The 13,249-nt window shown below is 48.8% G+C and carries 13 protein-coding genes and 2 rRNA genes (1 of these 15 only partly in view); 1 reads left to right on the top strand and 14 read right to left on the bottom strand.

What is annotated here, in order from left to right; translation table 11 throughout:
• Window positions 1-9: 9 nt before the first annotated feature.
• The 3 genes from MKY22_RS00300 to metG are packed head-to-tail and all read right to left on the bottom strand — an operon-like array spanning window position 10 to window position 4,084.
• Window positions 10-1,281, bottom strand: coding sequence for a 3D domain-containing protein (locus tag MKY22_RS00300; RefSeq protein WP_290779559.1), 1,272 nt, complete (start codon window positions 1,279-1,281; stop codon window positions 10-12).
• Window positions 1,278-2,045 carry a TatD family hydrolase gene (locus MKY22_RS00295; RefSeq protein ID WP_023466535.1) on the bottom strand — a complete coding sequence of 256 codons (768 nt, stop codon included), beginning with the start codon at window positions 2,043-2,045 and terminating at the stop codon, window positions 1,278-1,280. Before MKY22_RS00295 ends, MKY22_RS00300 begins: the two co-directional genes overlap by 4 nt.
• 59 nt (window positions 2,046-2,104) lie before the next feature.
• Window positions 2,105-4,084 carry a methionine--tRNA ligase gene (gene metG / locus MKY22_RS00290; protein ID WP_290779556.1) on the bottom strand — a complete coding sequence of 660 codons (1,980 nt, stop codon included), beginning with the start codon at window positions 4,082-4,084 and terminating at the stop codon, window positions 2,105-2,107.
• A gap of 324 nt (window positions 4,085-4,408) precedes the next feature.
• Here metG and MKY22_RS00285 point away from each other — a divergent pair, with 324 nt between their 5' ends.
• A complete protein-coding gene (locus MKY22_RS00285; protein WP_023466531.1) occupies window positions 4,409-4,705 on the top strand; it encodes an AbrB/MazE/SpoVT family DNA-binding domain-containing protein in 297 nt (98 codons plus the stop codon).
• 35 nt (window positions 4,706-4,740) lie between these two features.
• Here MKY22_RS00285 and rsmI read toward each other — a convergent pair whose 3' ends face one another.
• The 11 genes from rsmI to MKY22_RS00230 form a co-directional block, all read right to left on the bottom strand.
• Window positions 4,741-5,598 carry a 16S rRNA (cytidine(1402)-2'-O)-methyltransferase gene (gene rsmI, locus MKY22_RS00280; protein WP_290779553.1) on the bottom strand — a complete coding sequence of 286 codons (858 nt, stop codon included), beginning with the start codon at window positions 5,596-5,598 and terminating at the stop codon, window positions 4,741-4,743.
• Entirely contained in the window at window positions 5,595-5,849 is a 255-nt protein-coding gene (locus MKY22_RS00275) for a GIY-YIG nuclease family protein (protein WP_035413209.1), read from the bottom strand. Before MKY22_RS00275 ends, rsmI begins: the two co-directional genes overlap by 4 nt.
• The gene (locus MKY22_RS00270; protein WP_064301041.1) at window positions 5,842-6,579 is read right to left on the bottom strand and encodes a tRNA1(Val) (adenine(37)-N6)-methyltransferase; all 738 of its coding nucleotides are present in this window, start codon (window positions 6,577-6,579) and stop codon (window positions 5,842-5,844) included. The genes MKY22_RS00275 and MKY22_RS00270 overlap by 8 nt, the downstream gene beginning before the upstream one ends.
• Before the next feature lie 51 nt (window positions 6,580-6,630).
• Window positions 6,631-6,981, bottom strand: a complete 351-nt coding sequence (gene yabA / locus MKY22_RS00265; RefSeq protein WP_119182633.1) for a DNA replication initiation control protein YabA — start codon at window positions 6,979-6,981, stop codon at window positions 6,631-6,633.
• A gap of 8 nt (window positions 6,982-6,989) precedes the next feature.
• Entirely contained in the window at window positions 6,990-7,820 is an 831-nt protein-coding gene (locus tag MKY22_RS00260) for a PSP1 domain-containing protein (RefSeq protein WP_029343044.1), read from the bottom strand.
• A gap of 6 nt (window positions 7,821-7,826) precedes the next feature.
• A complete protein-coding gene (locus MKY22_RS00255; protein ID WP_290779549.1) occupies window positions 7,827-8,819 on the bottom strand; it encodes a DNA polymerase III subunit delta' in 993 nt (330 codons plus the stop codon).
• Window positions 8,819-9,148, bottom strand: a complete 330-nt coding sequence (locus MKY22_RS00250) for a cyclic-di-AMP receptor (protein ID WP_023466519.1) — start codon at window positions 9,146-9,148, stop codon at window positions 8,819-8,821. The genes MKY22_RS00255 and MKY22_RS00250 overlap by 1 nt, the downstream gene beginning before the upstream one ends.
• Window positions 9,145-9,783, bottom strand: coding sequence for a dTMP kinase (gene tmk, locus MKY22_RS00245; RefSeq protein ID WP_029343042.1), 639 nt, complete (start codon window positions 9,781-9,783; stop codon window positions 9,145-9,147). Before tmk ends, MKY22_RS00250 begins: the two co-directional genes overlap by 4 nt.
• Window positions 9,780-11,198: an aminotransferase class I/II-fold pyridoxal phosphate-dependent enzyme gene (locus MKY22_RS00240; RefSeq protein WP_290779542.1), complete on the bottom strand. Its 1,419-nt coding sequence runs from the start codon at window positions 11,196-11,198 to the stop codon at window positions 9,780-9,782. Before MKY22_RS00240 ends, tmk begins: the two co-directional genes overlap by 4 nt.
• 69 nt (window positions 11,199-11,267) lie before the next feature.
• Window positions 11,268-11,383 (bottom strand): 5S ribosomal RNA (gene rrf / locus MKY22_RS00235).
• Window positions 11,384-11,430: 47 nt separating this feature from the next.
• Window positions 11,431-13,249: ribosomal RNA gene (locus MKY22_RS00230) — 23S ribosomal RNA — on the bottom strand (it continues 1,095 nt past the right edge of the window).

Raw genomic sequence — 13,249 nt, 5'->3', positions numbered from 1 at the left:
AAGGAAGCGTCACGTGTCCGCTTCCGTTGCACTAGGAATGACCCAGACTTGCAGTTGTTTTCGACCGAACGTCTTCGCTTTTTGTTCTCCATCGACCAAGACATCGATCTTATTTCCTTTGATGGCTCCACCGGTATCGAGGGCGATCGCAAGACCCACTCCTTCGACGTAGACCTTCGTTCCAAGCGGAATGACTTTCGGATCAACCGCGATGATCGGCATCCCTTGATAGGTGATCGTATCCGTCACGTCATACCCGGTCGCGGTCAAGGCACGTCCGTTGTACAAACGACTGCCGTTCGAAGCTGGGTCGTTCGTATACGCCGTCGCTTCGACCATCAAACTCTTCGCACTCGAAAAATCAAGGTCCGCATCGGCTTTCGGTGTTTCAGTTAGTGGATTCGTCGCCTGCTCTTCGTTAAAGACGGGTGCTTCAGTAGGCGTCTCGATTGGTTTTGTTCCGACCTTGACGACTTGTTTGATCGGTGTCCGTGTCACTTGGTCATCAATCAGTTTCTTCTCTTTGCTAAGACCGTCAGCTAACGTCAATTGATACTTTTTCGTTCGGACACCCGGACGACCTGATGCCGTCACGAGTTGTTCGCCTTCCGGTAGAGTTGGATCCTCGACTTCTTCAATCTCAAACGGCACGAGCTGTTCTTGCGTCAACGTCGCACGACGTGTCGTGTTGACCGTGATCAACGTTCCTTCCGTCACGCGGGTATCGGGATCCGGAGCGACCCGGTCTTCCTTTTGCAGACGGATTCCTTCCCGTGCTAACAATTCCCGAACTGACGTCTCATACGTGTAGATTTGTCGGGCTTTTCCACCAACGACGAGATCAACGGGAAAAGCTTCCCGGTACCGAACGGTCATTCCGTTCGTCAACACAGCGTCAGAGGACGGATAGATATCATCCGTCTCCGCTTTTTTGATGCCGCGTTCTGCCAGCAAATCCTTCACTTGGCGTGCTTGCGTTCGAACGCGACGAGACTCACCATATCCCATGATCAGCGTGATTTCTTTCGCCCGCTGAATGACGATTAATCGTTTTTTCGGCAGGTCGGCACTAAGTGCTGGTTCAATCACATCATTGTCACGCGTCGTAATACCGGCTTCTTCAAGTGCTCCATAGACAGAGTCAGCTGTCGTTTCAATTTGCTGTTCTTGACCATCAATCAAGACAGTCACGGTTTGTGGATGATCCATCATCCCATAGACGAGTGCTGCCGCAAGTAGCAGGCTGCACCCGATCGTAATGAACGTCAACGAACGCATCATGGCAAACGGAAGACTCGTTTTGCATTTTCCGTCGTCGCTGCTTCGACGTCAGCATACATCATGCCACGGAGCTGCGCGATCTCTTCGGCGACGAATCGGACGTAAGCCGGTTCGTTGCGTTTACCGCGGTGCGGTGTCGGTGTCAGGTACGGACAATCCGTCTCAACGAGTAGACGATCGAGCGGGACTTCCTGCGCGACACGTTTCGGCATCTTCGCATTCTTGAACGTAACGGGACCTCCGAGTGAAATGTAGAAGTTCATCGCCAGGCATCGTGGTAATAATTCAGCACTCATGCTGTAGCTATGCAGAATCCCTCCGACTTCTTTTGCATCCTCTTCTTCAAGGATCCGTAACGTATCTTCTGTCGCTTCCCGGTTATGGATGACGATCGGTTTTTTCTTCTGCTTCGCGAGACGGATCTGTTTGCGGAAAGCTTCTTGCTGCACATCTTTCGGTGACGTATCCCAGTGATAATCGAGCCCAATTTCTCCGAGCGCAACGACTTTTTCGTGATCCATCAACCGTTCGACCTTTTGGTACGCTTCCTCGTCAAAATCAATCGAGTCGACGGGATGCCAGCCGATGACCGCATAAAGATCATCGTACGCTTCGACGAGTTCCATCGCACGATCAATCGTCTTGTGATCAAATCCGACGACGATCATCGGTGAGACACCGTTCGCGCGTGCCCGCTCGATCGTCTCGTGGACGTCGTCCGCAAATTGGTCTGCATTCAAGTGAGTGTGTGTATCGATTAACATAGCTGTTCGACTCCTTCTTTAAAAAAATGCCTGTGACATGAAGTCCACAGGCATCGGTTTTATTTTACGCTTGCGCCGTTCGCCATCGTTGACGGGACCGTCGCTAGTTCAAGTTTTCCTGCTTTTTCAGCAGCAAGGACCATTCCTTGTGAGAGTTCGCCACGTAACGTGACCGGTTTTAAGTTCGCCACGACGATGACTTTTCGTCCGACTAAATCTTCCGGCTCATACCACTGAGCGATACCAGAGACGATTTGGCGTGTTTCTTTGCCCATATCGACTTGTAGCTTCAATAGTTTTTTCGCCTTTTTGATCTTTTCAGCCGTCACGACTTCACCGACACGTAATTCGATCTGGTCAAAGACATCGATTGTCGTTTCTGGACGAATATCTTCGTCTTCTTCTTCAACTTCTTCTTCCTCAACACGTGCTGCAGAAGCTTGACGCATCATGTCGACGATTGCTTCGACTTCTTCTTTGACGTCGAGACGTGGGAAGATTGGTGTCGCTGTACCGACTTTCGTTCCTGGTGCGATGTCTGCGAATTTCTCGAGCGCTGCCCAGTTCATCGCTTGTCCAGAGAGACCCAGTTGCGCGAAGATCTCTTTTGGTGAACGCGTCATGAACGGTTGCAACATGATCGCCACGTGACGTAAGACGCCGACGAGATGCACCATGACCGAACCGAGTTCCGCCGTTTTGGATTCGTCTTTTGCAAGCACCCACGGTTGTGTCTCATCGATGTATTTATTGGCACGGCTGATTAATTGCCAAATGTTCGATAGCACGACAGAGAATTCCATATGTTCCATCGATGCTTCGACTTTCGTGACCGTTTCTTTTGCAAGATCCGAGAGTGTCGCATCAAACGGTGTCACATTGCCTGTATAGGCCGGGATCTCACCGTCAAAGTATTTCGTGACCATCGCGATCGTTCGGTTGAGTAAGTTCCCAAGGTCGTTTGCTAAATCGTAGTTCATCCGCTCAACGAATGCTTCAGGTGTGAACATACCGTCCGAACCGAATGGCACTTCCCGTAAGAGGTAGTAACGAAGAGCGTCGAGACCGTAACGATCCGTCAATGGGATCGGATCAACGACGTTCCCTTTTGATTTCGACATTTTTCCGTCTTTCATCAACAACCAACCGTGTGCGAAGACTTTCTTCGGTAATGGGAGATCAAGTGCCATCAAGAGTGCCGGCCAGATGATCGTGTGGAAACGAACGATTTCTTTTCCGACGAGATGAACATCTGCCGGCCAGTACTTATCGAAATTACCATGATCGTCCGTACCATAACCGAGTGACGAGATATAGTTCGTCAACGCATCGATCCAGACGTAGACGACGTGCTTCGGATTCGATGGGACTTGTACACCCCAGTTGAATGTCGTCCGTGAGACCGCTAAGTCTTGGAGACCCGGTTTAATGAAGTTATTGATCATTTCGTGTTTACGTGATTCTGGCAAGATAAATGACGGATTCGCTTCAAAGTACTCAAGCAGACGGTCCGCGTACTTGCTGATCCGGAAGAAGTAACATTCTTCGCGAACGAGTTCGACTGGGTGTCCACTATCGGGGCTCTTTCCGTCGACGAGTTGTGATTCCGTATAGTACGTCTCATCCGGAATCGAATACCACCCTTCGTATTCACCTAGGTAGATATCGCCTGATTCAAGAAGTGTCTCGAACACTTTTTCGACGACTTTCTTGTGACGTGGTTCTGTCGTCCGGATATAATCATCGTACGAGATGTCGAGACGATCCCATAAGACTTTAATCTGCTCGACGACACCATCGACGAATGCCTGTTCCGAAATACCTGCTTCTGCTGCTTTTTCCTGGATCTTTTGACCGTGCTCATCGCTACCTGTCAAATACCGGACGTCGAATCCTTGAAGTCGTTTGTACCGTGCCATTGCATCTCCAGCCACCGTCGTATACGCGTGACCGATATGTAGTTTTGCACTTGGATAATAAATCGGGGTCGTGATATAAAATGTCTTTGCCATGTTATTCCTCCGTTCTCTTATTTCCATCTTCATTATAGGCTATTATACGCTGTTACGGGACTGATGTCGAAATTCACTTTTTGTCGAATCGAAACATTTTTTAACATCAGACATCAAATTACAAAAAAACACACTCTATAGTTTCATTTCCTTTAAAAAGGGAAAATACATTAATAAATCGTTTCAAATATGGGTTTTTTGAGAAATAAATGACATTTTGATTTCAAACTATTCAGATTGGTTGACTACTTTTGGAAAGTCTAGTATTCTACATTCTATAGAAACGATGTCGAATTTTGACGATTTTTCAAAAGAAAAAGAGATCCATGACATCAAAGGAGGAACAACAAAATGAAATCAACAGGTATTGTACGTAAAGTAGACGAGCTCGGTCGTGTCGTAATTCCAATCGAATTGCGCCGTACACTTCAAATCGCAGAAAAGGATGCCCTCGAGATTTATGTCGACAACGAACAGATCATCCTTAAAAAATATAAACCAAACATGACTTGCCAAGTGACAGGTGAAGTATCAGAAGATAACTTCAAATTGGCTGATGGTAAATTGATTCTTTCACCAGATGGCGCACAACGCGTTCTCGTTGAATTAAAAGATTTCCTCGATCGTCATTACGCAAGCAACGAATAAACAAAAAAGGAAGCTCCTTAACGGGGCTTCTTTTTTTAATCTGCTTCGTGAAACGCGAGGTACAATTCCTGACGATCCAGTCCTCGTTCTTTTGCGACACGCTTCAACGCTGCATTCGGCTTTTCGCCCTCTTTGATATACCGACGGATTTGCTCGAGCGGATCACTGTCTTGAATGACGGCATCCGGTCGTTCTTCGTTTGATCCTTCGACAAGGACGACGAACTCACCTCGAACGTCTTCTGCTGCCCAAGCGCGTAATTCACTCACACTTCCACGAATATACTCTTCATACCGTTTCGTTAGTTCTCGGGCTAACGTCACCTGGCGATCACCAAGTACTTCTTCGATCCCTTGCAACATCTCTTTCAATCGATGCGGTGCTTCATAAAAGATGAGTGTTCCTGATTCGTATTTCAATTGCTCTAACGCTTCGCGGCGTTCTTTTTTCTTTCGTGGCAAAAAACCATAATACAAAAAGCGTTCTGTCGACAGACCGGACGCGACAAGGGCTGTCAATGCAGCGTTCGCACCCGGAAGAACGATGACAGGAATATCTGCTGCGATCGCTTGGCGGATCAAGTCGCTTCCCGGGTCCGAAATACCGGGCATCCCGGCGTCGGAGACGAGGGCAATTTGCTTTCCCGCCTCTAAATCAGCGAGTAGTCGTTCGCCACTTGTTTGTTTATTGTGTTCGTGGTAACTGACCAGCTTCGTCTCAATCGAAAAATGCCGAAACAATTTCATCGTCTGCCGGGTATCTTCTGCTGCGACGATATCGGATTCCTGTAAGATCCGGACAGCTCGATACGTCATGTCTTCTAAATTGCCGATTGGTGTCGGGACGATATAGAGACCGACTCCTTGCTGTTGATAGCTACTTGTCGCTTTCATGAGGTTCCTCCTTGAATCAAACGCTCTTTCTGTGAACGTGTCAATTGTTTAATCGCGTATTCCCGCTTCATCGCTTCTGATTTTGTCGCGAAAATTTCCTCATGAACGAGGACGACCGGTAGACGGGCACGTGTATACTTCGCCCCCTTGCCTGCGTTATGTGTCGCGATGCGTTGCGTGACGTCTACCGCGTAACCCGTATAATACGTATCATCTTGGCAACGAACGATATAGACTGCATGCTCAGACATTGAACAGTTCCTTCATCTGAGCCGCATACGAGTTGTTCGCTTCATAGACGATGAACGGGGGAAGCACCTTCAGTCCAGGTTTTGCATCCTTGATCCCCTCGATCAACAGCATGTTTGCTTCCTTCCCTGCTTTCGGATAAATCAGCTGCATCCGTTTCGGTTCCAAGCGATACGTCCGCATCAAGGTAACGATATCGAGCAGTCGTTCCGGTCGATGGACGAACGCTGCTTTTCCGCCTTGTTTCAACAAATCAGATGCACCTCGAATGCAGTCTTCAAGGGTACAGAGAACTTCATGTCTTGCAATCGTATAATGTTCACTTTGGTTTTGGTTCGATGTCTCGTTTGCTAAAAAATAAGGCGGATTACAGGTGACAGCATCATAGATTCCGTATCCAAGACGCGTACCCGCCTCTTTGACGTCCCCTTCAATCATCTCAATCCGGTCGTTCAGTTCATTCAAGGTGACGCTCCGTCGTGCCATCTCCGCTAGTCGCGGCTGGATTTCAAGACCCGTGATCTGCCCTTTCGTCCGGTAGGATAAAAAGAGTGGAATTGCACCGTTTCCTGAGCAGAGATCGGCAATCCGCCCCTGTTGAATCGGGACCCACGCAAATCGTGCGAGCAGTGCCGCGTCGAGTGAATACGAGAAGACGGATGGACTTTGAATGATTTTCCCTTCCTGTCCTAAGAGATAATCAAGTCGTTCGTCTGGTAATAGTTCAAACATGTCGTGCCTTCCTTTCCGAAAAAAAGACTGACTCATGTAGAAGTCAGCCTCTCAATGTTTCGTTAACATGGATAAGCAAAAGAGACAATCGCCGTCTTTTCGTACTTGTCCATAATGCAAGTTACAGATGTGGAACCCTTCCTGGTACAATCGTCCGAGATTATCGTAGCCCGCACCGACGCCCGCTTCCGCTTCTTCCGCTTCCGTGACCGGCTGCTGTTCGTCGCGTTCGACTTTTTCCCGAAGGTGATGATTCTCCAGATACAGATGTTGGTTCTCTTCCATCATGTAAGCCAGCTGATCCTTTAACACGCTCAGATGCTCAGTCAGCAAATGAATCTGTTGCTCAATCGCATCGACACGCGTAATGATTTCTTTTTTATCGACTCTCTCCACGCGTATGCACCCCGTTATTCTTTTGGTCGTTTTGGTTTTACGGCACCAACGGATAATAGTTCTTCCATTGAGTACGTCAAGACGCGGGAACGATCCTTCAGTTCGATTTGAACGACTTGATCGAGGATGTTCAAACCAACGACGCGTCCTTCGCCTTCAGGTACTGTCAAACGTTTTCCGTAGTCCGGCAAATCACGGCGCATTTCTTCATACGTATCGTTCTCATATTTCAGACAGCACATCAAACGACCACATACTCCTGAAATCTTCGTCGGATTCAACGACAGATTTTGATCTTTTGCCATCTTGATCGAAACCGGTTCGAACTCACCGAGGAAAGATGAACAACATAAGACACGACCACACGGACCGATGCCTCCCAGTAACTTCGCTTCATCCCGAACACCGATTTGACGGAGTTCGATGCGTGTCCGGAAGACCGCCGCTAAATCTTTGACGAGCTCACGAAAATCGACACGTCCTTCTGCCGTGAAGTAGAAGATGACCTTATTGCGGTCAAACGTATACTCGACATCGACCAATTTCATATCGAGTTTATGTTCACGGATTTTTTCAACACATACCGCATGCGCATCAAGCGCTGCGACTTTATTTTCGCGGACGATCATTGCATCCTTATCGTCAGCAATTCGAAGAATGGATTTCAGTGGCAACACCACATCTTCTTCGTCCATTTGTTTATCGGCGATGACCACTTCGCCATATTCAATGCCCCGTACCGTCTCAACGATGACTGCTTGTCCTCGTGATAATGACTCTTGTCCAGGTGCAAAATAATAAATTTTGCCCGCTTCTTTAAAGCGAACGCCTACTACTTCTAGCATGTCGCTCTACCCTTTCTGTAAGTCAAACATGAGACGCTCAACTGTTAATTGGGGATTAACATTCGCTTCGACCCGTCGGACTGCAGCAAGCACAGCTTGCAACCAGCGGGTGATCGTCGTCTGGCTCTTGGACCCCATCTGTTCAAGTCGGGGTTTACTATTCGTATAGGTCATACCTTCCCACGCCGGATTCAGTTTCAGGCGTAAGACATCCTCGAAGAAACAGGTGACGAGTTCAAGACCGATTCGGACATCCTGACGGTTCTTGAATTGTCCCATCCATTTCTCTTGTACGAACAGCGGTAAATCAGCCGGACGATTCGCTAATTCCTCCATCAATTGTAACACTGACGCTCGCGCATTTACAAACCAGTCTTCGAGTAATGCTTCTTCCGCATCCTCGACTTTTGGATAGACACGCGCTGCCAGTTGCGTCAACTCGTGGTCCCGTCCCGTTTTTTCAGATAAAACCTCGCCAATCATTTGACGATCCGCTGGGCGAAAACTTAATAACTGTCCCCGCGATCGAATTGTCGGTAAAAGGAGTTGAGGTTGATTCGTCAACAATAAGGCCACTTTTCCTTCTCCTGGTTCCTCAAAGAACTTCAGCAAACTGTTCGCTGCCTGCGGAGTCATCTTATGGGACTGGGTAATGACATAAATCTGACGATCGCCTTCGAGTCCTCGGAGTGAGAGATCATGCATCAATTGTTGAATCTGTTCTTTTTTGATGGTCGCGCCATCTGGTTCGATTTCATAATAATCGACCAAGTTGCCACTTTCCATCCGCCGACAGCTACGACAGACACCACACGGCTCTACATCGACCGGTGCCTCACAAAAAAGGCTTTTCGCGAACAAGTGAGCCGCTTCAAGTAGAAGCGGCTCATAGTCTCCGGTAAAGATATAAGCGTGATTGATTCGATCGTTCCGTAACGAATTTTGAAGAATCGTCGAAATGACCGATTGTGTCTGTTCCAGTTCATGAAACGTCTGCATCAGAATTGATGAAACCCTTCGATTGGCAAGACGAAGACCGTTGCCCCGCCTACCTGGACTTCAACGGGATACGGGATATAAGAATCGGCATGACCACCCATTGGTGAGATTGGAGAGACCATCTGTTCGCGGCTCGAACAGTTCTTTTTGATCAATCGTAACAAATCATCGAGACGCTCACTCTGTACACCAATCATGAACGTCGTGTTCCCTTCTTTAAGAAAACCACCTGTCGTTGCCAGTTTCGTTGCTCGGAAATCATGCTCGACAAGTGCTTCCGCCAAACGTAAGCTATCTTTATCTTGGACGATCGTAATGACCATTTTCATGAGAATCTCTCCTTTTCTTCTAAATACGTAATGACATCTTCCACTAAGTCCTGATGAATCGCTTCAATCGATCGATTGGCCTGTACGATCTGTACCCGTTCTGGATCCGACGCCGCAATCTGCTGAAAACCATCATAGACGCGGGCACGAAACGCATCATCTCGCTGCTCGATTCGATCAAGTGCTCCCCGGTCCATCATTCGTTTTTTAGAATCTTTTACCGTTAAATCAAACAAATACGTCCGGTCTGGCGCCAACCCGCCTGTTGCAGAATCATTGATTTGACGCACGAGATCAATCGGATGTCCAAGACCATATCCTTGATACGCAAGTGACGCATCAACGAATCGGTCACATAAAACGATTGTGCCTGCCTCTAACGCTGGTCGAATCAATTCCTCGACATGCTGGGCACGAGACGCTGCATACAGCAGAATTTCCGTCATCTCTTTCATCTCTTCAAAATCAGGATTCAAAATCAACGAACGAATTTCATTTCCAACGCGTGTGCCACCTGGCTCGCGGGTCGTCATGACGTTATAGCCCTTTTCTTTTAACACATCGCCAAGCAATTGTAGTTGTGTCGTTTTACCGGCACCATCCGGTCCTTCGACAGTAATGAACGTACCTTTCATTCTTCAAACCCTTCCTCTATGACGCGTAACGCTCCTCGTTGCAATTGTTCGCCTCCTTGCAAATGAACGGCTACGGTTTGATAATGTCGTAAACGTAATACCTGTTCCGCCGTAATGCGTTCTCCTCTGACGATCAACGGAATGCCTGGCGGGTACGGAATAATCGTTTCGAGTGAAACATGACCGATACACTCATCCAGCTGACGGAACGTACCTGTTGCTTGTTCTAACTGTTCATAAGAACAAGATAAAGCAGATACCTGTATTTTACCCATAATTGGTTGCTCGATATACCTTTTCAAAGGAATTCCTTCTGATTTCATCATTTGAATGGCTCGTTCGACACGATGGACCCAGTCATTCTGCTCAGACTTTGCTAGCGGACGAAGTGGCAAAATACAGACGACGTGATCTCCTAGAGCAAATTCCGCATCGAGTTGAACAGCTCGTAACGCGTGCAGCAACGCATCTCCTGAATATCCCTCATACGTTAATGTCATCCGTGACCAATCATCGAAGCGAAGGACCGTCATATGATCGAACCGTTGAAGTGCTTCGATGAATGTATCATGACTAGCCTGAATATCTGACATACCTTTAACTGTCCATTGTTCACGGTAGGAACGGGCATAGTCTAATGAAGCCAGCAGTAAATATGAAGGACTTGAGGTCTGAAACGCTTGAAGCGCTCGCTGTAACTTTCTTCTCATCTTTTCCGAAAATCGCTCATGCATCCATGCTCCCATCGTCAGTGCTGGAAGTGTTTTATGGGCAGACTGGACAACAGCAGTTGCTCCTAATTCAAATGCAGAGCGTACACCAAATGCTTCACCGAAGTGTGCACCATGTGCTTCATCCACTAATAAAGGGAGTTCATGCGACGCTGTGAGCTGAACGAGTGACGTGATGTTAGCCGCTTCCCCGTAATATGTCGGTGAAGTGATAAACACGCCGACTCCTCCTGGATATTTCGTAAACGCTTCCTTTAATGTTTCACGTGAAACATGTCCACTGATTCCCGTTTCCTCATGGATGTCTGGTTCAAGAAAGATGGGTTCGATCCCCAGCCATTCTAACGCATTGAACACGGATTTATGCGAATTACGCTGTACATAAACACGCTCTCCTCTTGCTGCTGTAGCGGCAAGCATCGCCCAGTTCCCAACGGTCGAACCATTCACAAGGAAATGACTCGCTTTTGCACCGTAGACTTTTTGCAGCAAAGCTATCGCGTCTGCAATGGCCTCTTCCGGATGATGAAAATCATCTAGACCAGGTAATTCTGTGACGTCCCATTTAAAGAAGTCAGGAAGAGGTGTCAATGTTCCATTCTTATGACCAGGAACATGCCATGAGATGGGCGTTCGATCTAAGTGACGTTGAAGTGCATGTACAATAGGAAGTTCATGTTTCATGAAAAAACTCCTTTTCCTCTAAAATGATTACACAAAAAGACCGACCTGCAATCTGCAGATCGGTCAAGTGCCTGGCAACGTCCTATCCTCACAGGGGGAAGCCCCCAACTACTTTCGGCGTTCAAGTGCTTAACTTCCGTGTTCGGCATGGGAACGGGTGTGACCACTTGGCTATCGTCACCAGACGATCGGGCTCGCGCCCTCAAAACTGAAGTCATCAACAAGCATCTGCTAGAACAAGGCCTCGACCGATTAGTATCACTCAGCTCCACATGTCGCCATGCTTCCACCCGTGACCTATCTACCTCATCGTCTCTGAGGGGTCTTTCTTGATTACTCAAAGGGAAATCTCATCTTGGAGGGGGCTTCATGCTTAGATGCTTTCAGCATTTATCCCGTCCGCACGTAGCTACCCAGCGATGCTCCTGGCGGAACAACTGGTACACCAGCGGTGCGTCCATCCCGGTCCTCTCGTACTAAGGACAGCTCTCCTCAAATTTCCTGCGCCCACGACGGATAGGGACCGAACTGTCTCACGACGTTCTGAACCCAGCTCGCGTACCGCTTTAATGGGCGAACAGCCCAACCCTTGGGACCTACTCCAGCCCCAGGATGCGATGAGCCGACATCGAGGTGCCAAACCTCCCCGTCGATGTGGACTCTTGGGGGAGATCAGCCTGTTATCCCCAGGGTAGCTTTTATCCGTTGAGCGATGGCCCTTCCATGCGGAACCACCGGATCACTAAGCCCGACTTTCGTCCCTGCTCGACTTGTAGGTCTCGCAGTCAAGCTCCCTTCTGCCTTTGCGCTCTACGAATGATTTCCAACCATTCTGAGGGAACCTTTGGGCGCCTCCGTTACTGTTTAGGAGGCGACCGCCCCAGTCAAACTACCCGCCTGACACGGTCCTCCAGCCGGATCACGGCTGCGAGTTAGAGACTCTATGCATGAAGGGCGGTATCCCAAGGGTGACTCCTCCGAAGCTGGCGCTCCGGGCTCGACGTCTCCCGCCTATCCTGTACATCATGCACAAAGCCTCAATATCAGGCTGTAGTAAAGCTCCATGGGGTCTTTCCGTCCTGTCGCGGGTAACCTGCATCTTCACAGGTACTATGATTTCACCGGGTCTCTCGTTGAGACAGTGCCCAAATCGTTACGCCTTTCGTGCGGGTCGGAACTTACCCGACAAGGAATTTCGCTACCTTAGGACCGTTATAGTTACGGCCGCCGTTTACTGGGGCTTCGGTTCAAAGCTTCGCTTGCGCTAACCCATCCCCTTAACCTTCCAGCACCGGGCAGGCGTCAGCCCCTATACGTCATCTTGCGATTTAGCAGAGACCTGTGTTTTTGCTAAACAGTCGTTTGGGCCTATTCACTGCGGCTCTACTCATGTAGAGCGTCCCTTCTCCCGAAGTTACGGGACCATTTTGCCGAGTTCCTTAACGAGAGTTATCCCGCGCGTCTTAGAATTCTCATCTCGCCTACCTGTGTCGGTTTACGGTACTGGCGCCTTCCCCCTCACTAGAGGCTTTTCTTGGCAGTGTGAAATCGTGACCTACGTCCCTACGGGACTCCGCGTCGTTCCTTGACTTTGGTGCCTGACGGATTTGCCAATCAGACGGTCTTGAAACTTGCACATGCACTTCCATCCGCATGCGTCACTATCCTCCTGCGTCCCCCCATTGTTCAAACGGTGGATCGGCGGTACAGGAATATCAACCTGTTATCCATCGCCTACGCCTTTCGGCCTCGGCTTAGGTCCAGACTAACCCTGAGCGGACGAGCCTTCCTCAGGAAACCTTGGGCTTTCGACGGAGGGGATTCTCACCCCTCTTTTCGCTACTCACACCGGCATTCTCACTTCCAAACGCTCCACTGCTCCTTCCGGTACAGCTTCGCAGCGGTTTGGAACGCTCCCCTACCATTCCTTACGGAATCCGCAGCTTCGGTGGTATGTTTAGCCCCGTTACATTTTCGGCGCGGCGCCACTCGACTAGTGAGCTATTACGCACTCTTTGAATGGTGGCTGCTTCTAAGCCAACATCCTAGCT

This window comes from Exiguobacterium sp. FSL W8-0210 (assembly GCF_038006045.1).
Lineage (GTDB): Bacteria > Bacillota > Bacilli > Exiguobacteriales > Exiguobacteriaceae > Exiguobacterium_A.
The sequence above is the reverse complement of the archived record's forward strand: the minus strand, read 5'-3'. Positions and strand labels throughout refer to the sequence as shown.

Bases quoted from the DNA above. Each gene is read 5' to 3' on its own strand.
- MKY22_RS00300 (WP_290779559.1), bottom strand. From the start codon at position 1,281: ATGATGCGTTCGTTGACGTTCATTACGATCGGGTGCAGCCTGCTACTT.
- MKY22_RS00295 (WP_023466535.1), bottom strand. From the start codon at position 2,045: ATGTTAATCGATACACACACTCACTTGAATGCAGACCAATTTGCGGAC.
- metG (WP_290779556.1), bottom strand. From the start codon at position 4,084: ATGGAAATAAGAGAACGGAGGAATAACATGGCAAAGACATTTTATATC.
- MKY22_RS00285 (WP_023466531.1), top strand. From the start codon at position 4,409: ATGAAATCAACAGGTATTGTACGTAAAGTAGACGAGCTCGGTCGTGTC.
- rsmI (WP_290779553.1), bottom strand. From the start codon at position 5,598: ATGAAAGCGACAAGTAGCTATCAACAGCAAGGAGTCGGTCTCTATATC.
- MKY22_RS00275 (WP_035413209.1), bottom strand. From the start codon at position 5,849: ATGTCTGAGCATGCAGTCTATATCGTTCGTTGCCAAGATGATACGTAT.
- MKY22_RS00270 (WP_064301041.1), bottom strand. From the start codon at position 6,579: ATGTTTGAACTATTACCAGACGAACGACTTGATTATCTCTTAGGACAG.
- MKY22_RS00260 (WP_029343044.1), bottom strand. From the start codon at position 7,820: ATGCTAGAAGTAGTAGGCGTTCGCTTTAAAGAAGCGGGCAAAATTTAT.
- MKY22_RS00255 (WP_290779549.1), bottom strand. From the start codon at position 8,819: ATGCAGACGTTTCATGAACTGGAACAGACACAATCGGTCATTTCGACG.
- MKY22_RS00250 (WP_023466519.1), bottom strand. From the start codon at position 9,148: ATGAAAATGGTCATTACGATCGTCCAAGATAAAGATAGCTTACGTTTG.
- tmk (WP_029343042.1), bottom strand. From the start codon at position 9,783: ATGAAAGGTACGTTCATTACTGTCGAAGGACCGGATGGTGCCGGTAAA.
- MKY22_RS00240 (WP_290779542.1), bottom strand. From the start codon at position 11,198: ATGAAACATGAACTTCCTATTGTACATGCACTTCAACGTCACTTAGAT.